The organism is Stenotrophomonas capsici, assembly GCF_034961085.1.
In the GTDB taxonomy this organism is placed as follows: Bacteria; Pseudomonadota; Gammaproteobacteria; order Xanthomonadales; family Xanthomonadaceae; genus Stenotrophomonas; species Stenotrophomonas capsici.
The window spans coordinates 54,410-78,672 of sequence record NZ_JAYFUH010000063.1 but is presented as its reverse complement, the minus strand read 5'-3'; the positions used below and the strand labels follow the sequence as shown (position 1 = coordinate 78,672).

Genomic DNA, 24,263 nt, shown 5'->3' with positions numbered 1-24,263 from the left:
GCAGGTGGCTTTGCCCGAAGCGGTATCGGCTTCGCGGCCGAGGCCGCGCCTGCCGTGTCAGGTGCCCGGGACCGCTCCCTCCCTTTGCCGTAGGCAAGGGGAGGGTTGGGGAGGGGTTGTCGTTGGCTTTGCCCGGAGCGGCATCGGCTTCGTAGTCGAATCCACTCCTGCGTAGGTCAGCGTACGCCGTGCATCATCCGCTTGAGCAAGGGCGAGGCCAGCAGGGCGACGACCGCACAGCCCAGGCCAATCCACATCAGCAGCCAGAACAGATGTTCGTAGCGCGCGGCAGCTTCGGCGATGTTCATCACCTCGCCTTCGGGCACGTCGATGGCCGCCAGCTTGCCGAACAAGGCCGCCAGCGTCTCGGAGAACGCCGTGGCCAGGAACCAGGTCCCCATCATCAGGCTCATCACCCGTGGCATCGCCAACTGGGTGACCGCCGACAGGCCCACCGGCGACAGGCACATCTCGCCAACTTCCAGCACGAAGTAGGCCAGCACCAGCCACCACACGCTGGCCATCTGCCCGGTTGCGCCCACCTGCTGGGCGGCCAGCGCCAGCGGCACGAACGACAACGCGCCGAACACCAGCCCGAACGAGGACTTCACCGGCTTGGAGGGGTCCAGCCGGCGCTTGTCCAGCCATGCCCACAACGCCGCGAACAGCGGCGCCAGCAGCACCAGGAACAACGCGCCCAGGTAGGTCAGTGAACCGGCCGTCTGCGGCAGCACCAGGCAGTCGCGTACCAGCATCACCAGCATCGCGGCGACGATCAGTGCGAACAGCACGCGTGGCGCATTGGAATCCGGGTCGCGGTCGGACAGCCGTGCGGCCACCACGAAGCCCAGCGGCGCCAGCAGCAGCGACACGATCGACCATGGCAGCGGCGTGCCGTCGCGGATCACCAGTGCCGGCACCAGGTCCTTGGTCAGCAGACGGTCGGTGAAGGTGACCCATGAGCCGTAGGTCTGCTCATACAGGGTGAAGAACACCAGCGCCATGAAGATCAGCACCATCAGCGCGATCATCTGCTGGCGTTGCACCGGCGTGCATTGGGTGCCGGTGAACCAGGCAAACCACAGCAGCACGCCGCCGAGCACCACGATCATCAGCATCAGCGCCAGGCTGATTTCGCCACCAAGCGCGAACGCACCGTTGGCCGCGGCCCACATCAACGCCGCCACCGGCACCACCGCCAGCACCGCCAGCACGTAGATCAGCCACTCGCGACGGATGCCGAGCACGCGCTGGCGGAGGGTCGCCGGCTGCGGCGGTTCGGCGTGGCCGTGCAGGTACTTCTGGCCCCACAGGAACATCGCCAGGCCCACCAGCATGCCGATGCCGGCCGCACCGAAGCCGTACTTCCAACCATAGGCCTCGCCCAGGAAGCCGCACACCAGCGAGGCGAACAGTGCCCCCAGGTTGATGCCGGCATAGAACAGCGAGAAGCCCGAATCACGGCGCGGGTCGTTCTCCGGGTACAGCTTGCCGACGATGGTGGAGATGTTCGGCTTCAGGAAGCCCACCCCCATGATGATCAGCGCCAGCGACAGGTAGGTCACCCCCAGCGCGGCCTCGTCGCGCACCACCTGGCCGCCGACGTGGTGGGCCTGCTGGCCCTCGAAGGCCATGCCGGCATGGCCCAGCACCAGCAGGATGCCGCCGAACACCACCGCCTTGCGCATGCCCAGCCAGCGGTCGGCCAGCAGCCCGCCGAACACCGGGATGCAGTAGACCAGACCGCCGTAGGCGCCCAGCAGGTCCAGGCCGGCCTTGTCGCCGAACAGGTGGTATTTGGTCAGGTACAGCAACAGCAGCGCCTTCATGCCATAGAAGGAAAAGCGCTCCCACATTTCGGTGAAGAAGCAGACATAGACGCCCTTGGGGTGGCCCAGGAAGTCGTCGCTGCCGGCCCGGGACAGGGATTGGCGGGTGGACATTGGCGGTGCTGGAAGGAGGAAGCCGGCGAGTATAGGCGCGCTTTGGTGGCCGTTGCCGGCCTGCTCCGGGACCTTGCCGGATGCGGCGGCCGGGCAGGCCGGATCCGGGGACAGGCTTTGCCCATTGCCACCGGATGGCGCGTTGCGTCTGGACTTGACGTTAAGCGGGCGTTAGCGTGGCAGCGGTTTTTTGCCATCCAAGGGCTTTCCATGAATAACGCTGCGCCTCGGCAGCTCACCTTCCGCGCGGTGCTGCTTGCCGTCGTGCTGGCGGTGATCCTGTCCGCCGCCAATGCCTACCTGGGTCTGTTCGCAGGCCTGACCATCGCCACCGCCATCCCCGCCGCCGTCGTCTCGATGGGCGTGCTGCGGCTGCTCGGTGGCGGCACCATCCTTGAAAACAACATCGTCCAGACCGGCGCCTCGGCCGGCTCGTCGATCGCCGCCGGTGTGATCTTCACCATCCCGGCGCTGGTCATCATGGGCTACTGGCCGGACTTCAAGTACTGGTGGGTGCTGGGCATCGCCGGCCTGGGCGGCCTGCTGGGCGTGCTGTTCTCGGTGCCGCTGCGCCGTTCGATGATCGTCGAGGACCCGCTGCCGTTCCCGGAGGGCAAGGCTGCGGCCGAAGTGCTCAAGGCCGGTGAGAACCCCGGCCCGGGCATGAAGATCCTGGGCCTGTCGGCCGCCATCGGTGGCCTGGTCAAGCTGGCCGCCGCCTCGGGCCTGCGCATCTTCCCGGACGCCTGGGCGCAGTCGGCCTACGTCGGCAGCTCCAAGATCACCGCTTTCATCGGCACCAACCTGTCGCCGGCGCTGCTGGGCGTGGGCTACATCGTCGGCCTGAACGTCGGCATCGTGGTGGTGTCCGGCTCGATCCTGTCCTGGCACATCGCCATTCCGCTGTACCAGGCGTTCTTCATGAACACCGACCCGGGCCTGGCGGGGCAGATCGCCACGGCGTCCTCGGCCGATGCCGCGTTCGCCATCTGGGGCGCCAAGATCCGTTACCTCGGCGTCGGCGCGATGCTGATCGGCGGCGTGTGGACCCTGTTCTCGCTGCGCAAGTCGCTGGTCAAGGGCATCAAGAGCGGTTTCGCCGCGGCCCGCAAGAGTGCCGGTGCGGTGCAGGTGGCCGAGACCGAGCGTGACCTGCCGATGAAGTGGATGCTGATCGCGCTGGTCGCCTTCACCCTGCCGCTGCTGGGCCTGTACCAGGCCATCGTCGGCCAGTGGCATGTCTCGATCCCGATGACCCTGATCATGATCGTGGCCGGCTTCCTGTTCGTGTCGGTGTCGGCCTACCTGGCCGGCCTGATCGGTTCGTCCAACAACCCGGTCTCGGGCATCACCATCTCCACCATCCTGTTCGCTTCGGCGGTGCTGGTGCTGCTGATGGGCCGTGACTCGGCACTGGGCCCGGTGGCGGCGATCATGATCGGCGCGGTGGTGTGCTGCGCGGCCGCGGTCGGCGGTGACAACCTGCAAGACCTCAAGGCCGGCTACCTGGTGGGCGCGACCCCGTGGAAGCAGCAGCTGATGCTGGGCATCGGCGCCTTCTCGTGCGCGCTGATCATGGCCCCGGTGCTGAACCTGCTGGCCCACGCCTACGGCATCGGTGCTCCGACGGCCGAACATCCGAACTCGCTGGCTGCTCCGCAGGCCAACCTGATGGCCTCGGTGGCGCGTGGCCTGTTCGGCGGCGAGCTGCCGTGGATGATGATCGCGCTGGGCGCCGGCGTCGGCGCGGTGATCATCGCCATCGACGAGTGGCTGAAGAAGACCGGCAAGCGCTTCCGCGTGCCGGTGCTGGCCGCCGCCATCGGCATCTACCTGCCGCTGGAACTGATGGTGCCGATCTTCCTGGGCGGCCTGCTGGCCTACCTGGTCGAACGCTTCCACAAGATCAAGCCGGACGACGAGGAAGGCCGTGACCGCGTGCATCGCCCGGGCGTGCTGTTCGCCGCCGGCCTGATCACCGGTGAGGCGCTGATGGGCATCGCCATCGCCATCCCGATCGTGGTCAGCGGCCGTGGCGACGTGCTGGCGGTGAAACTGGGCAGCTTCGCCGATACCTGGGCCTCGGCTTCGGCCTGGGCGGGCCTGGTGGTGCTGTTCCTGGTCGGCCTGCTGCTGTACCGGGTCGGCAAGAAGGGTGAGCAGGCGGCGAAGGCCTGAGGCAGACCGACCCTGCTGTGACGTTGTCCCTTCCCCCGCTTGCGGGGGAAGGGACCCGAAGGGCGGATGGGGCGCTTGGGGGTTGATCTGGCCGTAGCTCCTGGCGCAAAGCCAAGGCGCCCTCGCCCCAACCCCTCTCCCGCTTCGCAGGAGAGGGGCTCACGCAGAGGCCAGGGCTCACGCGGTAGCGGGGCTCACGCAGACGCCTGGCGGGACCAAGCCAACGCAAAGCCGCCCAAGGGCGGCTTTGCCGTTTGCGGCTGTTTCACGGGCATGACTTCATGCCTTTGCATCGGGGTCCGTGCGCCGCCTACCATCCGTGTTTTGCCGTTTCCCGGGAGATGCCCATGAAGCTTCGTCACGCCTTGCTGCCCCTGTGCCTGCTCGCCGCCTTGCCTTCGCTGGCCAGTGCGCGCGGTTTTGAAGTCCGCGACATGGTCAAGCTGGACCGCGTATCGGCGCCGCTGCTTGCCGGCAACGGGGCCCAGGTGGTGTTCGCCAAGCGCGTGGTCGACGCCGACCTGAAGGGCAGCAGCAGCCTGTGGATCCGCGACCTGCGCACCCGTGACCTGGCCCCGCCCAAGCGCCTGTCGCCGGAAGGCTGGAACGTGAACTCGGCATCCATCTCCGCCGACGGCCAGAGCGTGTACTTCCTGAGTGCCAGGAACGGCAGCCAGCAGTTGTACGTGATGCCGCTGGCCGGGGGCACGCCGCGCCAGCTGACCGACTTTGCGCTGGACGTGGACAGCTACCGCATTTCGCCGCAGGACGACCGCGTGCTGTTCAGCGCCGGCGTGTTCCAGGACTGCGGTTCGGACCTGACCTGCACCAGCAAGCGGCTGGATGCCGCCAAGGCCGACAAGAGCAGCGCGCAGATCTACGACAGCATGTTCGTGCGCCACTGGGACACCTGGGCCGATGGCCGTCGCAACACGCTGTTCGTCGCGCCGCTGCCGGCCGCTGGCGCTGCCGCGGTGAAGGGCGCCTCGGCGATCAGCGCGACCCTGGCCGGCGATGCGCCGTCCAAGCCGTTCGGTGGCAATGACGATTTCGTCTGGTCGCCGGATGGCACCTCGGTGGTGGCCAGCATCCGCGTGCAGGGCAACCAGGAGCCGTGGTCGACCAACTTCGACCTGTACAAGCTCGACGCCACCGGCAAGGCCGCCCCGGTCAACCTGACCGCCGCCAACCCGGCGTGGGATGCCGGCCCGGTGTTCAGCGCCGACGGCAAGACCCTGTTCTACCGCGCCATGAAGCGCCCGGGCTTCGAAGCCGACCGCTTCGGCCTGATGGCGCTGGACCTGGCCAGTGGCAAGGCCCGCGAGATCGCCCCGCAGTGGGACCGTTCGGCTGATGGCATCACCCTGTCGGCCGATGGCGGCACCGTCTACACCACCGCGCAGGACATGGGCGAACACCCGCTGTTCGCGGTGAAGGTGGCCGATGGCGCGGTCAGCAAGGTGGTGGGCGAGGGCAGCATCTCGGCCTTCGACATCGCCGGCGACACGCTGGCCTTCAGCCGCAACTCGCTCAAGAGCGGCGACCAGGTGTTCACCAGCACCACCGCTGCCGGCGCGCCGCAGCGTGCGATCACCCAGAGTGCGGGCGAGATGCTGCCGGACGTGAACTTCGGCGACTTCGAGCAGTTCTCGTTCAAGGGCTGGAACAACGAAACCGTGCACGGCTACGTGGTCAAGCCGCACGACTACCAGGAAGGCAAGAAGTACCCGGTGGCGTTCCTGATCCATGGTGGCCCGCAGGGCAGCTTCGGCAATGGCTGGAGCAACCGCTGGAACCCGCAGACCTACGCCGGCCAGGGCTACGCGGTGGTGATGATCGACTTCCACGGCTCCACCGGCTACGGCCAGGCCTTCACCGATGCGATCAGCCAGCACTGGGGCGACCGCCCGCTGGAAGACCTGCAGAAGGGCTGGGCCGCCGCGCAGCAGCAGTACAGCTTCCTCAACGGCGACAAGGCCTGCGCACTGGGCGCCAGCTACGGCGGCTTCATGGTCAACTGGATCGCCGGCAACTGGAACGAGCCGTGGAAGTGCCTGGTCAACCACGACGGCGTGTTCGACCAGCGTGCCATGGGCTATGCCACCGAAGAACTGTGGTTCACCGAGTGGGAGCAGGGCGGCACGCCGTACGACGTCCCGCAGAACTACGAGAAGTTCAACCCGGTCAACCACGTCGCCAACTGGAAAAAGCCGATGCTGGTGGTGCAGGGCCAGCTGGACTACCGCATCCCGGTCGAGCAGGGCCTGGCCACGTTCACCGCGTTGCAGCGTCAGGGAATCGAGTCCAAGTTCCTGTACTTCCCGGACGAGAACCACTGGGTGCTCAAGCCGCACAACAGCGTCAAGTGGCACGACACCGTCAATGACTGGCTCAAGCAGCACATCGGCCAGTAATCCGTCGCAGGAAAGGGCGCGCCGTTGGCGCGCCCTTTCGTTTTGATGTCATGTGCCGCGTTGCGCTAGCCTTCCGGTCGCTTGCCATCGGTTTTCTAGGGAGACGCGGAACGTGGGTTCTTTCAGCATCTGGCATCTGTTGGTCCTGTTGGTGTTCCTGGGAGGAGGCGTCGGCCTGCTCGGCGTGGTGATCTGGTGGGTGACACGCTCGGCAAGGGGCGCCGCAACACCCGCGGCAGCGTTGCCATCGGTGGCCGAGCGCCTGCGGCAACTCGACGCGCTCAAGGCCGAAGGCCTGATCAGCGAGGCCGAGCATGCGCGCCAGCGTGCGACCATCGTGCAGGGCGTTTAGCCGCGCGGTGGAGCGTGTGTGGGGAATGCCGCCAGCCTGGCGGTGAAGCGGAAGTAGTGTCCTGCCCGCCCGGAGGGGCTGGGCAGGGGCGAGGGAGTCGCCGTGGTGGTTGGTCCTGCGCAATCCCTGTCTTCCTGACCGGAGCGGTCCCGCTGCAGGTTTTCTCATTCGGGCAGGGGGCTTGCCCGCGCTCATGCGACAAAGGGGATAGACGATGACGGCAGCCGCAACCGGTGCGCTCATCAGCAATGACATCATCGTGTTCGGCCTGATCGCCGCCACGCTGGGGGTGATTTTCTGGACGTCCGGCAGCAGCAACCGGCTGCTCAGGAAGTTCTACAGTTTCGTGCCGGCGCTGTTGCTGTGCTACTTCATTCCCGGGGTCTACAACACCCTCGGGCTGATCGACGGCGAAACCACCAAGCTCTACAACCCCATCGCCCGCGATGTGTTCCTGCCGGCGGCGCTGGTGCTGCTGACCCTGTCCATCGACCTGAAGGGCATCCTCGGCCTGGGCTGGAAGATGCTGGCCATGTACGTGGCGGCGGTGCTGAGCATCATGCTCGGCGCGCTGGTGGCGTTCCAGGTGATGTCCTGGGTGCATCCGGACACCGTCGCCGGTGGCACCTGGGGCGGCATGGCGGCGTTGGCCGGCAGTTGGATCGGTGGTGGCGCCAACATGTTGGCGATGAAGGAGATCTTCGAGGTCGATGCGACCACCTTCGGCCAGTTCGCGGTGGTGGACGTCGGCGTGGGGTACGTGTGGATGGCGGTGCTGATCTTCTTCGCCGCACGGGCGCCGGCGCTGGACAAGCACAGTGGCGCCGATACGACCGCCCTGGATGACCTGCGTGACCGAGTGGCCAACTACCAGGCCCAGCACGCGCGCATCCCGGCCCTGGGCGACCTGATGGTGATGGCGGGCGTGGCCTTCGGCACGGTGGCCATCGCACATGCCCTGGCCGGCCCGCTGTCGGGTTGGTTCGGTGCCACCTTTGCATGGTCGGCATCGGTGAGTCTGGACAAGCCGTTCGTCTGGGTGGTGCTGCTGGCCACGTTCATCGGCCTGGGCTTGAGCTTCACCCGTGCCCGCGAGCTGGAAGGCGTGGGCGCGTCCAAATGGGGGTCGATGTTCCTGTACTTCCTGATCGCCTGCATCGGCATGCAGATGGACCTGCTGGCGCTTCTGGAAAAGCCCTGGCTGTTCGCGCTGGGCGTGATCTGGATCGGCGTGCACATCGTGCTGCTATGGGGGGTGGGCAAGCTGCTGCGCGTGCCGTTCTTCTATTTCGCGATCGCCTCGCAGAGCAACATCGGTGGCCCGGCCTCGGCGCCGGTGCTGGCCTCCGCGTTCCACCCGGCACTGGCGCCGGTGGGCGTGCTGCTCGGCACGCTGGGCTATGCGGTTGGCACCGGTGCCGCCTATGCGGTGGGCATCGCCCTGCGCGCCATGGCCGGCGCAGGCTGACCAAATTTATAGGAGCGGGCTCGCCCGCGAAGCAGATGGACGCCCCGATATCACTCATGCGATAGCCGGGATAACGGCTGCTTCGCGGCGTGGGGCACTCCTGCGGAGTGCGCATTCAGCCGTTGCCCCATGCTAGGCTCCACGCTCCCACGCCACGTTCCCAACGTGGCGTTTTTATTCTCATTCGATCGACAGGAACCGGACATATGCCGACCGAAAGCTCCACCGCCATCATCACCAATGACATCGTCGGCCTCGGCCTGATCGCCGCCACGCTGGCATTGATCTTCTGGTTGGCCAGCGGACCCACTGCCTTCTGGCGGAAGGTATTCACCTGGGTGCCGGCACTGTTGCTGTGCTACTTCATCCCGGCCATCTACAACACCGTCGGCCTGATCGACGGCCATGGCACCAAGCTCTACAACCCCATTGCCCGTGACGTGCTGCTGCCGGCCGCGCTGGTGTTGCTGACCCTGTCCATCGACCTGAAGGGCATCATCCGCCTCGGGCCGAAGCTGTTGGTCATGTTCGTCACCGGCACCGTCGGCATCGTGCTCGGTGCGGCGGTGTCGTTCCAGGTCATGAAGCTGATCCACCCGGAAACCGTGGCCGGTGACACCTGGGCCGGCATGGCCGCACTGGCCGGCAGCTGGATCGGCGGCGGCGCCAACATGGCCGCCATGCGCGAGACCTTCAACGTCGATGCCACCACCTTCGGCCAGTTCGCCGTGGTCGATGTGGCCTGCGCCAGCCTGTGGATGGCGATCCTGTTGTGGCTGGCCGGCCGTTCGCAGGCCATCGATGCGCGTACCGGTGCCGATACCTCGGCCATCGATGACATGAAGCGGCGCATCGCCGAATACGAAGCCAGGAGCGCGCGCAATCCGAGCCTGACCGACCTGATGGTGATCGTCGGTGTCGGCCTGGGCGTGGTCGGTCTGGCGCATGCCCTGGCTACGCCGCTGGCCACGTGGTTCGGCGAGAACGTCAGCTGGGCCAGCAAGGCCTCGTTGAACTCGGCCTTCGTCTGGGTGGTGATGCTGTCGACCTTGATCGGCCTGGGCCTGAGCTTCACCCGGGCCCGCAACCTGGAAGCGGCGGGCGCCTCGAAGATCGGCACCCTGTTCCTGTACTTCCTGATCGCCTGCATCGGCATGCAGATGGACCTGTTGTCGCTGGTCGACCGTCCGTGGCTGTTCCTGCTGGGCGTGATCTGGATGGGCGTGCACATCGGCCTGCTGTACCTGGTCGGCCGCCTGCTGCGCACGCCGTTGTTCTTCTTCGCCATTGGCTCGCAGGGCAACATCGGTGCAGCGGCATCGGCCCCGGTGGTCGCTGCGGCGTTCCACCCGACCCTGGCACCGGTGGGCGTGCTGCTGGGCACCGTGGGCTACGCGACCGGCACGGTCATCGCGTATATGACCGGCCTGATGCTCAAGTGGATGGCCGGCGCCTGATCGGCACTGGAGCGGGGGCAGGATTCGGCGCCACCGGCAAGAGGTCGCGCGGTAGGAACGACCTCGGTCGCGAAGCAGGGAATCTCGCAGCGGCCGGAACAGCGGCAATCCGACCGTCCAGTGGCTTCGCGGCCAAGGCCGCTCCCACGAAAAAGGCGGAGCCCATGGGCTCCGCCTTTTTCATTGCTCCAACACCATCCGGTCAGCAGCAGCGGAAACCCCGCTTGCCGCCGAACCGGGCCTCCTGGCGCTCGCGGAAGAAGGTCTTGTAATCCATGACCTCGCGGTCGGGATGCTTCTCCTGCATGTGCCGGACGTAGTTGTCGTAATCCGGTACCCCGCAGCACAGGCGTGCAGTCTGTACCAGACGCCGCCAGGTGCGGCGGAACGTCTGGTACTGGCCGACGGGGACCAGCTCGGTGCCCATTACAGGTCCACCTCGTGCGGCTTCAGTGCCACGTACGGCGTTTCGTGGTCGGTGCGCATCGGCGAACGACGGGCCTGGCGGATGGTCTTGATCGAGTACACCAGCACCGCGAACACCACGAACAGGAACAGCGCAGTGAGCCCGGCATTGATGTAGTTGTTCACCATCACCTGCTGCATCTGGTCGAAGTTCTTCGACGGCGGCAGCAGGTTGCCGGCGGCGATGGCATCACGGTACTTGTGTGCCTGGGCCATGAATCCCACCGCCGGCTCGTTGGAGAAGATCTTGATGAAGCCGGCAGCCACGGTGCAGATCAGCAGCCAGATGGCCGGCAGCAGCGGCACCCAGGCGTACTTGCCCTTCTTCATCTTGAACAGCACCACGGTGCACAGCAGCAGCGCCACGCCGGCCAGCATCTGGTTGGCGATGCCGAACAGCGGCCACAGCATGTTGATGCCGCCCAGCGGGTCGGTCACGCCCTGGTACAGGAAGTAGCCCCACAGCGCCACGCAGCCACCGGTGGCGATGAAGCTGGCCACCCACGAGTCGGTGCGGCGCAGGGCCGGCACGAAGTTGCCCAGCAGGTCCTGCAGCATGAAGCGGCCCGAACGGGTACCGGCATCGACCGCGGTCAGGATGAACAGCGCTTCGAACAGGATGGCGAAGTGGTACCAGAACGCCATCATGCCGTCGCCGGGCAACACCGCGTGCAGGATCTGCGCGATGCCCACGGCCAGCGTCGGTGCGCCGCCGGCGCGCGACAGGATGGAGTGCTCGCCAATTTCCGCGGCAGTGCTGGTCAGCTGCTCCGGGGTGATGGTGAAGCCCCAGTTGGACACCACCTGCGCGGCGTGCACCACGTCGGTGCCGATGATGGCGGCGGGGCTGTTCATCGCGAAGTAGATGCCCGGCTCGATGATCGAGGCGGCGACCATGGCCATGATGGCCACGAACGATTCCATCAACATGCCGCCGTAACCGATGTAGGCGGCGTGGCCTTCATTGGCCAGCAGCTTGGGCGTGGTGCCCGAGCTGATCAGCGCATGGAAGCCGGACACCGCACCGCAGGCGATGGTGATGAACAGGAACGGGAACATGCTGCCCTTCCACACCGGGCCGGTGCCGTCGGTGAACTGGGTCAGCGCCGGCATCTTCAGCTCCGGCATGACGATCAGGATGCCGATCGCCAGGCCGACGATGGTGCCGATCTTGAGGAAGGTGGACAGGTAGTCGCGCGGGGCCAGCAGCAGCCACACCGGCAGCACCGCGGCGACGAAGCCATAGCCGATCAGCATCCAGGTGATCTGCACGCCGGTGAAGGTGAACATCGGGCCCATCACCGGGTCGGCGGCGACCTTGCCGCCGTACCAGATCGCGGCCAGCAGCAGCACCAGGCCGACCACCGAGATCTCGCCGATCTTGCCGGGGCGGATGTAGCGCATGTACACGCCCATCAGGATGGCGATGGGCATCGTCGCGATGACGGTGAACATGCCCCATGGGCTGCCCTCCAATGCCTTCACCACGATCATCGCCAGCACCGCCAGGATGATGATCATGATCATGAAGACGCCGAACAGCGCGATGGTGCCGGGCACCTGGCCCATTTCCTCGCGCACCAGGTCGCCCAGCGAGCGGCCGTTCCGGCGGCTGGAGATGAACAGGATCATGAAGTCCTGCACCGCGCCGGCCAGCACCACGCCGGCGATCAGCCACAGCGTGCCGGGCAGGTAGCCCATCTGCGCGGCCAGCACCGGGCCGACCAGCGGGCCGGCGCCGGCGATGGCGGCGAAGTGGTGGCCGAACAGCACGTGCTTGTTGGTGGGCACGTAGTCCAGGCCATCGTTGTTGAGGATGGCCGGCGTGGCGCGGGTGGGATCAACCCCCAGCACCTTGTTGGCGATGAAAAGGCCGTAGTAGCGGAAGGCGACCAGATACAGCGAGACCGCCGCGACCACGATCCACAGGGCATTGATGTGTTCGCCGCGGCGTAGCGCCACGACGCCCAGACAGAAAGCACCGATCAGGGACAGCACTGCCCATCCGGCTTTGGAGAAACCTTTCATCGAGTCGCCTCGCAGGGGTAATGGATCCAAGGGTCTACCCATGCACGCCGGGGGTCAATGTGTACGGCAGGTGAAGCGGATTCGACTTTGGTCTTAGGGAAATGTCCGGCCCGAAACTGACTGCGCGGGTCGCTTGCCTGCTGCCGTCGCCGATCTGGAACAATCGGTTGCAGTGCTGGCTGTTGGCGGCTGCGGGCCTGGCCGCCATTGTCGGATCTTCTGCAAGGAGGTTTCCCATGAGCGATGACAATGCCCGTGTACTGCGCACCCTGCGGGGCATGCCCACCTCCGATGGTGCGGGCGTGCGCCTGACCCGGGTGATCGGCACGCAGGACCTGCCGGACCTGGACCCGTTCCTGATGCTTGATGAGTTCGGCACGGACCGTGCGGAAGACTACCTGGCCGGCTTTCCCTCCCATCCGCACCGTGGCTTCGAGACGGTCACCTACATGCTGGATGGCCGCATGCGCCACCGCGACAACCATGGCAACGAAGGCCTGCTGACCTCCGGCAGCGTGCAGTGGATGACCGCCGGCCGCGGTGTCGTGCACTCGGAGATGCCCGAGCAGGAATCGGGGCGGATGCGTGGCTTCCAGTTGTGGGTGAACCTTCCGGCGCGCGAGAAGATGGTGGCCCCGGCCTACCAGGAGTTCGCCCCGGATCGCATTCCGCAGGCCACGCCGGCCGAAGGCGTCACCCTGAAGGTCATCGCCGGGCAGGTGGGCGAGGTGACCGGGCCGATCCGGCAGCCGGCCACCGAGCCGCTGTACCTGGACATCGAGCTGGCTGCCGGAGCGCGCTGGTCCGTCCCGTTGCCGGAGGGACACAATGTGTTCGCCTACGTGTTCGAAGGGCAGGCGTTGTTCGGCGACGGCGCGCAGCGCCAGCCGGTTGCCACGCAGACCCTGGCGGTGCTGGGCGGCGGCCGCCAGCTCAGCGTCGAAGGTGGCAGCCAGGGCGCGCGCCTGATCCTGGTGGCGGGCAAGCCACTGCGCGAGCCGGTGGCCCGGTATGGCCCGTTCGTGATGAGCACCCGCGAGGAGCTGATGCAGGCCTTCGCCGATTACCAGGACGGCAAGTTCTGAAGCGGACAGCGCCGCGGACGCCGGCCTTGCCGGTGCCCGCGGTCATCGCCGGGAGGCGGCCTCAGTGGTCGCCGCCGGCCAGTGTCGACGGGTTGAGGTTCAACGTCTGCGTGAGTGCCTGCAGGTTGCCCAGTTCGCCGGTATCGGCCGCATCGATCCAGATCTGCGCGTAACGGTTCTTGTCCAGCTTGACCACGGTGATGCGGCGCGACTCCAGCCCCGGCAGGTCGCGGCCGCCCATGTCCAGCTTGTACCAATGCAGGCTCTCGCCGGCGAAGCTGCCCTTCTCCGCGCGCAACGAACGGTTGAGCAGCATGTCCGGATCACGCGGGGTCAGCATCATGTTGAGCACCGGACGGCCGTCTTCGGTGGTGGCCTTGCAGACGATGAAGTCGGTCTGCGCCTGCTGTTCCCAGTGCAGGCCACTGTCCGAGGGCAGGGAAGGGCATTGCGCGGTGCTTTGCGCGGCGGCGGTGGCGCTGGCGGCGAGCAGCAGTGCTGCGGAAACGAAACAGGCGGTCTTCACTTCACATTCCCCATGAAACATCGGCCGGACGGCGCCGACGATGGTTGTTTGGACAGAGTTGAAAGCGTTGCCGGCCGTGGGCGTTGATCCCCTTCGCCCTTCATGTTCCCTTCATGTTCGGCGGCTGGTACCGACGGTATTACAGAAGTGCCACCGTATGCAAAGGATGGTTGGTTACAAAAGAAACGGCCCCATGCGGGGCCGTTTTGTCGGGTGGTGCGGGAAGGGCGGCTTACTTGTCGCTGCCGATCCACTTGTAGGCCAGGCCGCCGATCAGGGCGCCCAGGATCGGGGCGACCCAGAACAGCCACAGCTGGCCCAGCGCGCCGGAGCCGGCAAACACCGCCACCGCGGTGGAGCGGGCCGGGTTCACCGAGGTGTTGGTGACCGGGATGCTGATCAGGTGGATCAGGGTCAGGGCCAGGCCAATGGCGATCGGGGCGAAGCCCGCCGGCGCACGGCCATGGGTGGCGCCCATGATCACCACCAGGAACACCGCGGTCAGCACCACTTCGCACAGGAAGGCGGCCGCGACGGTGTAGCCGCCCGGCGACAGCGCGCCGTAGCCATTGCTGGCGAACGCGCCGGCCTGGCTGCCATCGATCACGAAGCTCGGGTTGCCCTGGGCGATCTGCAGCAGGATGAAGGCCGCGACGATGCCGCCGAGCACCTGGGCCACGATGTAGGGCAGCAGGTCCTTGCCGGAGAAGCGCCCGCCGGCCCACAGGCCGATGCTCACCGCCGGGTTGAAGTGCGCGCCGGAAACATGGCCGAACGCATAGGCGCCGGTCAGTACGGTGAGGCCGAAGGCCAGTGCGACGCCGACGAAGCCGATCCCCAGCGGATTGCCGTCACCGCCGAAATTGGCGGCCAGCACGGCGCTGCCGCAGCCGCCCAGGACCAGCCAGAAGGTGCCGAGGAATTCGGCTGCCAGTCGTTTACCCATGCTCATGATGTTCCCCAAGATAGACCCGTAACGGGCGTACAGAAAATAACGGAAGTAATTTGGTTGCTGCGTATCGAATTCGTTAATCCGGCCTAGTGGGCCGGCAGCGGGATGAACTCCTTGTCGTCGCCGGGGATGGTGCCGAAGCGGCCATTGCTCCAGTCGTCCTTGGCCTGCTCGATGCGTTCCTTGGAGCTGGAGACGAAGTTCCACCACAGGTGGCGCGGGCCGTCGAGCGGCTCGCCGCCCATCAGCATGGCCTTGACCGGGGTCTTGGCGCGCAGCCGGCCACGCGCGTTGGCCTCGGGGATGACCAGGTGCCGGGCGGGGATGTCGGTGCCGTCCAGCTGGGCGTCGCCTTCCAGGATGTAGAGCGCGCGCTGCACATGCGAGGTGTCCAGGTCCACCTCGGCGCCGGGCTGCAGGTCGATGGCGACGTTCAAGGTGCCGGTGAACACCTTCACCGGCGATTCCTCGCCGTAGGCGCGCCCGGCGATGACACGCAGCAGGGCGCCGTCACGGCGCTGCTGCGGGAGCTGGTCGGCGGCGAAGTGGAAGAAGGCCGGGTCGGTTTCCTCGTGGCTCCTGGGCAGCGCCACCCAGGTCTGCATGCCATGCACGGCCTGTTCGTGTTCGCGCGCGGCCAGCGGGGTGCGCTCGGAGTGGGCGATGCCACGCCCGGCGGTCATCCAGTTGACGTCACCCGGGCGGATGACCTGCTCCGATCCCAGGGTGTCGCGGTGCCCGATCTGGCCGGCCCACAGGAAGGTGACCGTGGCCAGGCCGATGTGCGGGTGCGGGCGGACGTCGATGCCTTCGCCGGGGGTGAAGATGGCCGGCCCCATGTGGTCCACGAACACGAACGGCCCCACGCTGCGCGCCTGCAGGCTGGGGACGGCGCGACGCACCTGGAAGCCGCCCAGGTCGTGGACGCGCGGGCTGATGATCGTGGTCATGGCTGCTCCTTGGCTGTGGACCGAGGGGGCGAGGATGGCATGCCCGGCGCGAGGCTGTCGTGACCAGTGCGGCAACGGATTGTTTTGCACGGGAGCGGCGGCACGCCTTGACCAGGCCCGCTATCGTCGCGACGCCAAGCGGTCCGCCAGCCGTGTCGGCTCCGGCAACCGGTAGCCGGCCAGGCAGGCCACTACCAGTGGCAGGCATTGCGCCACCGATACCCGGTGGCCGGGCGAGACGAACAGCGGTTTGCAACGCGGCTTGCTGCGCAGCACCCACCCCACCTGCCGGCCCTTGAACAACAGCGGCGAATGGTCGCCGCGCTGCGGGCCCGGCTCCTCGTAGTCGCCGACCAGGCGGCTCTTGCCGATGCCGATGCTGGGCAGGCCGGTGAGTACGCCCAGGTGCGCGGCGATGCCCAACCCGCGCGGGTGGGCGATGCCGTGCCCGTCCACCATCACCAGTGCCGGCGGCGCGGGCAGTTGCGCCAACGCCTCCAACGCAGCCGGCAGCTCACGGAAGCTGAGCAGGCCGGGGATATAGGGCAGGGCGGTCGGGCGACGCGCCAGCGCCGAATGCAGGGGCTGCAGGGATTGGCCGTCGAGCAGGACCGCCGCCGAGCGGGTGATGCTGCCGCCTTCCTCGAAGCCGGTGTCCACGCCGGCGATGCGACCAGGCAGGCCCTGGAAGGCATCGACCAGTTCGACCTGTGCCGCCAGATCGCGTTGCTGCTGGCGCAGGCGCGCGTAGTCGGGTGCGGGCGTTGAAGTGTCCATGCCCCCAAGCCTGCCACTTTCCGCCCCGCAACGGGGCGGGGGTCAGGGGGACGGGCTACAATCGACGGCCTTCCTTCCCCAACCCGGAGATATCCGCAGTGACCCGCAAACTCGTGCTGTTGCGCCATGGCCAGAGCCAGTGGAACCTCGACAATCGTTTCACCGGTTGGGTGGACGTGGATCTCACCGAGCAGGGCCGCAGCGAGGCCGCCGCCGCCGGTCGCCTGATGAAGGAAGAGGGCCTGCAGTTCGACGTCGCCCACACCTCGGTGCTCAAGCGCGCCATCCACACCCTGCAGGGGGCGCTGGCCGAGATGGGCCAGGACTGGCTGCCGGTCAACAAGTCCTGGCGCCTGAACGAGCGCCACTACGGTGGCCTGCAGGGCCTGGACAAGGCCGAGACCGCCGCCAAGCACGGCGAGGAACAGGTCAAGGTGTGGCGCCGTTCCTACGACATCCCGCCGCCGCCGATGGACCTGGAAGACCCGGGCCATCCGATCCATGACCGCCGCTACGCTGGCCTGGACCGCAACGCGCTGCCGGCCACCGAATCGCTGGCCACCACGCTGGACCGCGTGCTGCCTTACTGGCACGACGCGATCGCCCCGCAGTTGAAGGACGGCAAGACCGTGCTGGTCACCGCGCATGGCAACTCGCTGCGCGCGCTGTACAAGTACCTCAACAACGTGAGCAAGGAAGAAATCCTCGAGCTCAACATCCCGACCGGCATCCCGCTGTTGTTCGAATTGAACGAAGACCTGACCGTGCAGTCGTTCCGCTACCTCGGTGATCCGGAAGCGGCGAAGAAGGCGGCCGAAGCGGTCGCCAACCAGGGCAAGGCGAAGTAAGCCGGCACCCCCGTTCACCCAGGACACCCGGCCTCGTGCCGGGTGTCCTGTTTTGTGGCCGTGCTTGGCCCTGTGCCATGATCCGGCACGAAAAAAAGCACAGGAGTGAAGCGTGAAGCGAAAGGTGATTGCAGGATGTCTTGCCCTGTTGCTGACAGGGGGCGCACTGGCACAGAGCGCATCAGTGGTTCCGGCGCAACCTGCAACCGCACAGCTCGCACAACGTGGTGGCGGCCAGCCCTACGAAGTCATCGGCAGTGAAGTGTGGGATGTGCCGGACCCGGTATCGGCCCGGGTCTACCAGGTGTTCGTCGCCTTGCCGGCCGGTTACGCCGACAATCCGGACCGGCGCTATCCGGTGCTCTACGTCACCGATGCGGATTACGCCTTTCCGTTGATCCGGCAGATGGCGCGTCGCCTGAACGTGGAAGGCCCGCGCATCGAGGACTTCATCCTGGTGGGCCTGTCCTACGCGAAGGGCGAGGGCGGCATGCCCAGCCGTCGCCGCGACTACACGCCCACTCCCAACGCCCCCAGCGGCACGCCCGCCGATAGCGTGCACGGTGGCGGTGCTTCCTATCTGGGCTACCTGGACAGCCAGGTACTGCCGTTCATCGCACAGCACTACCGCACCGACGAACAACGCAGGTTGTTCCTCGGGCACTCCTACGGCGCCTTGCTGGGCACCCAGATTCTGTTCGAGCGTCCGCAGCTGTTCGCCGGCTACATCCTCGGCAGCCCGTCGTACTGGTACGACCGGCACGTGATGGAACGTCAGGAGAGCCGCTTCGCTGCAGCGCATCGTGACCTGCCGGCACGGATCTACATGTACGTCGGTGAGCGTGAAGCACGGGAGCACGGTGGCGACGCGGACATGGTCGAGGATGCACGACGGATGCAGAAGGTGTTGGCATCGCGCCGCTATGCATCGCTGCAGTTGCAGCTGGAGGTACTCAACGACGAGGACCACCTGACCGTCGCGCCGCGCGGATTCATGCAGGGGCTGGAGTACCTGCTGGCGCAGCCGGCCTCCCTCCCCTGAGGGCAGGGGCGCCACCGGCGGCGGCCAGGCGGAGCAGGCCACGGCAACCCGGCGCAAGCCGGGTTCTTGTTTATCCCGCCGATTCCTCACGGGCCATTTACGGCCGGGCTGAAAGATTGCGCACTCCGTCACTGTCGTGCCTGCCTTGGCAGCGCGCAGCGGTGCCAGGGTCTCTTTCCCCAGCGCAGGAAACAACGTCATGAACAAGCCGGCAGTGGTATTGGTCCATGGGTTCTGGGGCGGTGCCGCCCATTGGACCAAGGTCATCCTGGAGTTGAAGCGGCTCGGCTACACCGACATCCGTGCGGTCGAGAACCCGTTGACCTCATTGGCCGACGACGCCGAGCGCACCCGCAAGATGGTGGCGCAGGTGCAGGGCCCGGTCGTGCTGGTGGGGCACTCCTATGGCGGGGCGGTGATCAGCCAGGCGGGCAACCTGGACAACGTCAAGGCACTGGTCTTCATCGCCGCGTTCGCCCCCGATGCCGGTGAAAGCCCGGGTGGCATCACCCAGCAGCACCTGCCCGAGGCCGCGCCGAACCTGGCGCCGGACAGCGATGGCTACCTGTGGTTGAACCCGGCCAAGTTCCACGAGAGCTTCTGCCAGGACCTGTCGCCGGAAGAGGGCTTCGTGATGGGCGTGACCCAGAAGGCACCGTTGGCCAGCACCTTCGGTGACGCCATCACCGACCCGGCGTGGAGGCACAAGCCGAGCTGGTACCAGCTTTCGACCCGCGACCGAATGATCGCCCCCGAGAACCAGAGAGCGATGTCCGAGCGCATCAAGCCGCGCCGCGTGCTGACCCTGGAGGCCAGCCACGCATCGCTGGCGTCGCATCCGCAGGAAGTGGCGGCACTGATCGATGAGGCCGCGCAGCAGGCGTGACCCCGCGGCCACCCGGCCACTGGAGTCGGCGACACGGCGCCAATGGCCTGCGCGCCGGGCGCTGCCCGTCGGCGGGGTGCCTGGCACCACGACCAATGGCAGGCGCGGCGCGGCATGCGCTCACTAGACTGCGCTTGAACCCCTGCGGTGATTGCCCACGTCCATGCCGTCGCTTCCATCACCGCAAACCCAGGCAGGCATCGCCAGCCGTACGTTGTTCGTGGGTGAACGGCTGTCCGCGCGGGTGGGGTGGTATGCGCCCGAACTGCGCATGTCGCGGCACGTGCATGAGTGCCATCAGCTCTCGCTGCTGTTGGTCGGAACGCTGGGCGAGCAGACGCCACATCGCGAAGTGCGGCTGGCGACATCGGCCGTTGGCGTGAAACCCGCGGGGCAGGTGCATGCCAATGACTACGGGCCGTCCGGGGCGTTGATCCTGGGCATCAATCTGCCGGGCCGGTTCGATCTGGAGAGGGAGCTTGGCGTTGACGGGGGCTGGCAGTGGCGCGAGCGTGCGGCACCGGCGATGCTGGCGCGGGGCGGCTCCACGTTGGCGCAGCTGACAGGGGGAGGACTTCCTGCAGAGGAGATGGAAGCACGCCTGTGGGAGCTGCTGGCGATGATGGTCCAGGTGGATCGACGGCCAGCGGGAACACCGCCGCGCTGGCTGGCATTGGCGTGCGAACGCCTGGGCGAGGAAGCGGTGCCGGTGACGGCGCTGGCGCAGGAACACGGGTTGCACCCGGTGTATTTCGCGCGTGCATTCGCGCGCTGGATGGGCTGCGCGCCCTCGGCGTTCCGGCTGCGCGCGCAACTGCAGCGTGCACTGCCGCTGTTGGCGGCCGGCCAGTCGCTGTCAGCGGCGGCATGCCAGGCCGGCTTCGCCGACCAGGCGCACCTGAGTCGCGTGGCGCGCCAATACAGTGGCCTGACACCGGCACGCCTGGCCAGGGTGTTGCGCGCCTGATTGGAAGGGCAAGCAGGTTCGATCCGTTCAATACGCCGGCCCCTTCGCCGCTGCAGCATCGCCGCATGTCCCCGTGGAATCGCACCATGCGCCACCGTTTCCTCCATCGCTGCCAGTTGTGCCTGCTGCTTGTCGCCGCGACCGCGCTGTCGGCTACGGCGGCGACACCGGAGCAGGCGTCGCGACGTCTGCAGGGTTTCCTTGATGGCATCCCCGGCTTGGGGCCGGGCTACGCGGTCGTGGTGGTGGATCGTGACCGGCAACTGCTCGGTTACACCCGCGGCCAGCGCAACACCGCGACCGGCGCGCCCTTGACGATGCACACGCCGATGTACGTCGCCTCGCAGACCAAGTCGTACATGGGCTTGCTCGCACACCTGCTTGATCAACGCGGCGTGCTGCGCCTGGACAGCACCCTGGCCGATCACTGGCCGCAGCTGCGCCTGCCCGACGGCGTGGATCCCGCGGCGTGGACCCTGGCCGACCTGCTCAATCACCGCGTGCCGCTGCATGCCGATGCGCTCACCACGATGGAGGCCTACATCGGCGCGCCGGACCCTGTGCTGTACCCGGAGTTGCTTGCCACGCTGGCGACGGCGCGGCCGGCCGGCTTCGACTACGACAACCTAGGCTACAACATCTACGCCGCCCTCCTGTACCAGCGTACCGGCAGGCACTGGCAGGACTGGTTGCAGGAACTGGTGTTCACGCCGCTGGGAATGCGTGAGACCGCCGCGCGCACCTCCGTGTTCGATTCCGCCCAGTTGGCCTACAACCATCAATGGCTGGGGGAGGGGCGGGGATGGCAGGTGGTGGCGCCGAAACCGGACGCCATCATGCATTCGGCCGGCGGCGTGATGACCTCGCCGCGCGACCTGGGCCGCTGGCTGCGGCTGCAGCTGGGCGGGACGCTGCCACCCTCAATCGCGCCCGGGGTGGTCGACAGGGCACATGCCATCGGCGTCCAGGTCGACCCGAAGGCCCGCAACGCCTATGAGCTTCCCTGCCACGGCTATGCATTCGGCTGGAACGTCTGCGACTTCGAGGGGCATACGCTGTACATCCATGGCGGCAGCTACACCGGTGCGCGCAGCATGATGGCGTTCTCGCCGGACCTGGGCGTGGGCATCGGGGTGTTCTCCAATTCCGACAACGCCACCGGCTGGTTCACCTCGCGCACGGTGGTGCAGTTTTTCCAGTACCTGGTGGACCACCCGGAGGCGGACACCTGGGCGCGGACACGCCGGCAGGTCTACCCGGTGCGGGCGGCCGAGCAGTTGGCCGGGCTGCAGGCGCACCAGGCCAAAGAGCGTGCACAGGCGCGCTGGCAGGGCTGGGCATGGCAGCCGGACGCCGGGGTGCGTGCCGCGTACACGGCACGGTTCCGTGCCGAGCGCCTGCCGTTGGAGGCGGCGGTCACCGAGATGGGGCATGGCCTGCACCTGCAGATGGGAGCGCTCGCGCGTGAGCTGCAACCGGCGACCGTGGACCTGTTTGGCGCGCAGGGCGGGCCGTTGGACGCACCGGAGCCCCTGCAGTTCCTGCGCGACGGACAAGGCCGGATCAACGGTTTCGAATACGACGGCGAGCGTTACATGAGGCAACCGGCGCCGCCGCCGGCAATGCACACCGATGCGCTTCCGTAGGCGCGACGCCAGTCGCGAAGCCGATGGCGCCTCAACGCCTCGGTTTGCAATCGCACGCATTGCCACGACGGCACCCACGAGCTTCGCGTCTGAAGCCACTCCTGTCGGTGGCGTCAGCGGAAGAACTGGCTGGGGGTCAGGCCGAAGCGACGCTTGAACATGGTGGTGAACGCGCTCGGGCTTTCGTAGCCCAATGCGAGGGCCACGTCGATGACCTTCTCGCCGACCGCCAGCCGCTCCAGTGCGCGCAGCAGCCGCGCCTGCTGGCGCCATTGGCCGAAGGTCATGCCCAGCTCGCGCGTGCACAGGCGCTGGATCGTCTTGACGTCGACCTGCAGGCGCTGCGCCCAGTCGTGCAGGGTGGATGCATCGTCCGGGTGTCGCTCCAGCTGCCGGCCGATCATGCGCAGGCGCGCGTCCTTCGGCTCGGGCAGGTGCAGCGGCAGCACCGGCAGGGTCTGCATCTCGTCCAGGATCAGGCGCATCACCCGGCCATCGCGTGAATCCTCCACATAGGGCTGCTGCACGCTGGCCGCAGCGCGGATCAGTGCCGCCAGCAACGGCGTGACCGAGACCGCCGATGGGCCGGCGGGCGGCTGCCGCATCGCGGCTGGCGTGACGTAGAGGCTGCGCATCTGCACCTGGCCGATGCAATGCACCTGGTGGCCGGTGCCGGCCGGCATCCAGATTGCACGGGTGCTGGGCACCACCCAGCGGCCCATGCCGGCGCGCACGACCAGCACGCCGGTCTCGGCATACACGAGCTGGTGGCGATCGGGGTGGTGGTGCAGCGGGATCAGCGTGTCCGCCTCGTAATCCCGTGCCCTGCAATACACCGCCGTCTCCGGGCCCGCCGGCAGCGGCAGGCGCCGGCCTTTGCGGTTGTCGGTGTCCTTTTCGAGAGGGTGCATGACCATATCGCGCAGGAAGGGCGTGGCGAGCGACTCTACCATGCGCCGGCTCCCCTCATCCCGTGGTAACGCCATGTCCTCCACCGCTCCACCCGTGGCCGCTTCCAGTACCCCCGCGCGGCGCCCGGCCGCCGTCGGCGTGCTGGCGGCGATCAGCAGTTCGCACCTGGTCAACGACATGATGCAGTCGCTGATCCTGGCGCTGTATCCGATCTTCAAGGCGCAGTTCCACCTGAGCTTCACCCAGGTGGGCATGATCACCCTGACCTACCAGCTCACCGCCTCGCTGTTCCAGCCGTTGATCGGCCTGCGTACCGACAAGCGCCCGGCGCCGTACTCCCTGCCGATGGGCATGACCTCCACGCTGTGCGGCTTGTTGCTGCTGGCCTATGCGCCGAACTTCAGCACGGTGCTGGTCGCGGCGATGCTGGTCGGCATCGGTTCGGCCATCTTCCATCCGGAATCCTCGCGCATCGCGCGTTTGGCCTCGGGCGGGCGGCATGGCCTGTCGCAGTCGGTGTTCCAGCTGGGCGGCAACGCCGGCACGGCGATCGGGCCGTTGCTGGCCGCAGCGGTGATCGCTCCCAACGGCCAGCGCAGCGTCGCCTGGTTCGGCGGCGCGGCGCTGATCGGCATCGGCTTGCTGACCTATGTCAGCCGCTGGTACCAGCAGCACCTGGTCGTCAGCGCCAGCAAGCCAAAGGCGGGCATGGCAAGCAGTGAGTCGCTGCTGCCCAAGCGCACGGTGGCATGGGTGATCGCGATCCTGCTGGTGCTGATCTTCAGCAAATACTTCTACATCGCTGGCTTGAGCAGCTATTACACGTTCTACCTGATGCAGAAGTTCCACGTGTCGGTGCAGAGCGCGCAGTTGCACCTGTTCGGCTTCCTGCTGGCCTCGGCGGCGGGCACCTTGATCGGCGGGCCGGTAGGCGACCGCATTGGTCGCAAGCCGGTGATCTGGGCGTCGATCCTGGGCGTGGCGCCGTTCGCGTTGATGCTCCCCTACGCGAACCTGGAATGGACGACGGTGCTGACCTTGATCATCGGCTTCGTGCTGTCCTCGGCGTTCTCGGCCATCCTGGTGTACGCGCAGGAGTTGATGCCGCATCGCATCGGCACGGTCTCGGGCCTGTTCTTCGGCTTCGCGTTCGGCATGGGCGGCCTGGGTGCTGCGGTACTGGGCGTGCTGGCCGACCACACCAGCATCCTGTGGGTCTACAAGGTGATCTCGTTCCTGCCATTGCTGGGCATGGTGGCCGCGTTCCTGCCGAATCGGCGCAGTCACTGATCCTGCGCGGCCTTGCAGGAGCGGCGCGAGCGGCGACGCACGCGGCAGTTGAAGCGCCGTGCTGCCGGCAAGCATGA

At 67.2% G+C, this 24,263-nt stretch carries 20 protein-coding genes; 12 read left to right on the top strand and 8 right to left on the bottom strand.

Going from position 1 to position 24,263, the window contains the following annotated elements:
- Positions 1-176: 176 nt before the first annotated feature.
- Positions 177-1,943 carry a peptide MFS transporter gene (locus tag VA603_RS05310; RefSeq protein ID WP_323438164.1) on the bottom strand — a complete coding sequence of 589 codons (1,767 nt, stop codon included), beginning with the start codon at positions 1,941-1,943 and terminating at the stop codon, positions 177-179.
- Between the two features lie 210 nt (positions 1,944-2,153).
- Here VA603_RS05310 and VA603_RS05305 point away from each other — a divergent pair, with 210 nt between their 5' ends.
- From VA603_RS05305 to VA603_RS05285, 5 genes are all read left to right on the top strand, one after another.
- The gene (locus VA603_RS05305) at positions 2,154-4,121 is read left to right on the top strand and encodes an OPT family oligopeptide transporter (RefSeq protein WP_323438163.1); all 1,968 of its coding nucleotides are present in this window, start codon (positions 2,154-2,156) and stop codon (positions 4,119-4,121) included.
- A gap of 347 nt (positions 4,122-4,468) precedes the next feature.
- Positions 4,469-6,535 (top strand): S9 family peptidase, encoded by a 2,067-nt coding sequence (locus tag VA603_RS05300; protein ID WP_323438162.1) that lies wholly within the window; start codon positions 4,469-4,471, stop codon positions 6,533-6,535.
- A gap of 112 nt (positions 6,536-6,647) precedes the next feature.
- Entirely contained in the window at positions 6,648-6,887 is a 240-nt protein-coding gene (locus tag VA603_RS05295; protein WP_323438161.1) for an SHOCT domain-containing protein, read from the top strand.
- A gap of 214 nt (positions 6,888-7,101) precedes the next feature.
- Positions 7,102-8,355, top strand: coding sequence for a DUF819 family protein (locus VA603_RS05290; protein WP_323438160.1), 1,254 nt, complete (start codon positions 7,102-7,104; stop codon positions 8,353-8,355).
- A 206-nt stretch (positions 8,356-8,561) separates the two neighbouring features.
- Positions 8,562-9,812, top strand: a complete 1,251-nt coding sequence (locus tag VA603_RS05285; RefSeq protein WP_132864658.1) for a DUF819 family protein — start codon at positions 8,562-8,564, stop codon at positions 9,810-9,812.
- Positions 9,813-10,014: 202 nt separating this feature from the next.
- On the opposite strand, the gene VA603_RS05280 is transcribed toward VA603_RS05285, so the two are convergent.
- Together VA603_RS05280 and VA603_RS05275 are read right to left on the bottom strand one after the other, a co-directional pair.
- A complete protein-coding gene (locus VA603_RS05280; RefSeq protein WP_132864657.1) occupies positions 10,015-10,239 on the bottom strand; it encodes a YbdD/YjiX family protein in 225 nt (74 codons plus the stop codon).
- Entirely contained in the window at positions 10,239-12,305 is a 2,067-nt protein-coding gene (locus tag VA603_RS05275; protein WP_313255295.1) for a carbon starvation CstA family protein, read from the bottom strand. Before VA603_RS05275 ends, VA603_RS05280 begins: the two co-directional genes overlap by 1 nt.
- Before the next feature lie 236 nt (positions 12,306-12,541).
- Here VA603_RS05275 and VA603_RS05270 point away from each other — a divergent pair, with 236 nt between their 5' ends.
- Entirely contained in the window at positions 12,542-13,390 is an 849-nt protein-coding gene (locus tag VA603_RS05270; RefSeq protein ID WP_323438159.1) for a pirin family protein, read from the top strand.
- Between the two features lie 61 nt (positions 13,391-13,451).
- On the opposite strand, the gene VA603_RS05265 is transcribed toward VA603_RS05270, so the two are convergent.
- The 4 genes from VA603_RS05265 to nfi all read right to left on the bottom strand — a co-directional run bounded on the left by VA603_RS05265 (position 13,452) and on the right by nfi (position 16,595).
- Entirely contained in the window at positions 13,452-13,916 is a 465-nt protein-coding gene (locus VA603_RS05265; protein ID WP_132864654.1) for a hypothetical protein, read from the bottom strand.
- Positions 13,917-14,148: 232 nt separating this feature from the next.
- Positions 14,149-14,868: an aquaporin Z gene (gene aqpZ, locus VA603_RS05260; protein WP_313255301.1), complete on the bottom strand. Its 720-nt coding sequence runs from the start codon at positions 14,866-14,868 to the stop codon at positions 14,149-14,151.
- Between the two features lie 86 nt (positions 14,869-14,954).
- On the bottom strand, positions 14,955-15,818 hold the full coding sequence (locus VA603_RS05255; protein ID WP_323438158.1) for a pirin family protein: 864 nt from the start codon (positions 15,816-15,818) through the stop codon (positions 14,955-14,957).
- A gap of 120 nt (positions 15,819-15,938) precedes the next feature.
- The gene (nfi, locus tag VA603_RS05250; RefSeq protein WP_323438157.1) at positions 15,939-16,595 is read right to left on the bottom strand and encodes a deoxyribonuclease V; all 657 of its coding nucleotides are present in this window, start codon (positions 16,593-16,595) and stop codon (positions 15,939-15,941) included.
- Between the two features lie 98 nt (positions 16,596-16,693).
- On the opposite strand from nfi, the gene gpmA reads away from it, so the two are divergent.
- The 5 genes from gpmA (at position 16,694) to VA603_RS05225 (ending at position 21,984) form a co-directional block, all read left to right on the top strand.
- A complete protein-coding gene (gene gpmA / locus VA603_RS05245; protein WP_323438156.1) occupies positions 16,694-17,443 on the top strand; it encodes a 2,3-diphosphoglycerate-dependent phosphoglycerate mutase in 750 nt (249 codons plus the stop codon).
- Between the two features lie 112 nt (positions 17,444-17,555).
- Positions 17,556-18,485: an alpha/beta hydrolase gene (locus VA603_RS05240; RefSeq protein WP_425603664.1), complete on the top strand. Its 930-nt coding sequence runs from the start codon at positions 17,556-17,558 to the stop codon at positions 18,483-18,485.
- A 199-nt stretch (positions 18,486-18,684) separates the two neighbouring features.
- On the top strand, positions 18,685-19,371 hold the full coding sequence (locus VA603_RS05235; protein WP_323438155.1) for an alpha/beta hydrolase: 687 nt from the start codon (positions 18,685-18,687) through the stop codon (positions 19,369-19,371).
- A gap of 163 nt (positions 19,372-19,534) precedes the next feature.
- Positions 19,535-20,338: a helix-turn-helix transcriptional regulator gene (locus tag VA603_RS05230; RefSeq protein ID WP_323438154.1), complete on the top strand. Its 804-nt coding sequence runs from the start codon at positions 19,535-19,537 to the stop codon at positions 20,336-20,338.
- Between the two features lie 65 nt (positions 20,339-20,403).
- On the top strand, positions 20,404-21,984 hold the full coding sequence (locus tag VA603_RS05225) for a serine hydrolase domain-containing protein (RefSeq protein ID WP_323438153.1): 1,581 nt from the start codon (positions 20,404-20,406) through the stop codon (positions 21,982-21,984).
- Positions 21,985-22,097: 113 nt separating this feature from the next.
- Here VA603_RS05225 and VA603_RS05220 read toward each other — a convergent pair whose 3' ends face one another.
- Entirely contained in the window at positions 22,098-22,895 is a 798-nt protein-coding gene (locus tag VA603_RS05220) for an AraC family transcriptional regulator (RefSeq protein ID WP_323438152.1), read from the bottom strand.
- Between the two features lie 73 nt (positions 22,896-22,968).
- Between VA603_RS05220 and VA603_RS05215 the strand changes: the two genes are divergently transcribed.
- Positions 22,969-24,186, top strand: coding sequence for an MFS transporter (locus VA603_RS05215; protein WP_192286414.1), 1,218 nt, complete (start codon positions 22,969-22,971; stop codon positions 24,184-24,186).
- Positions 24,187-24,263: the final 77 nt, after the last annotated feature.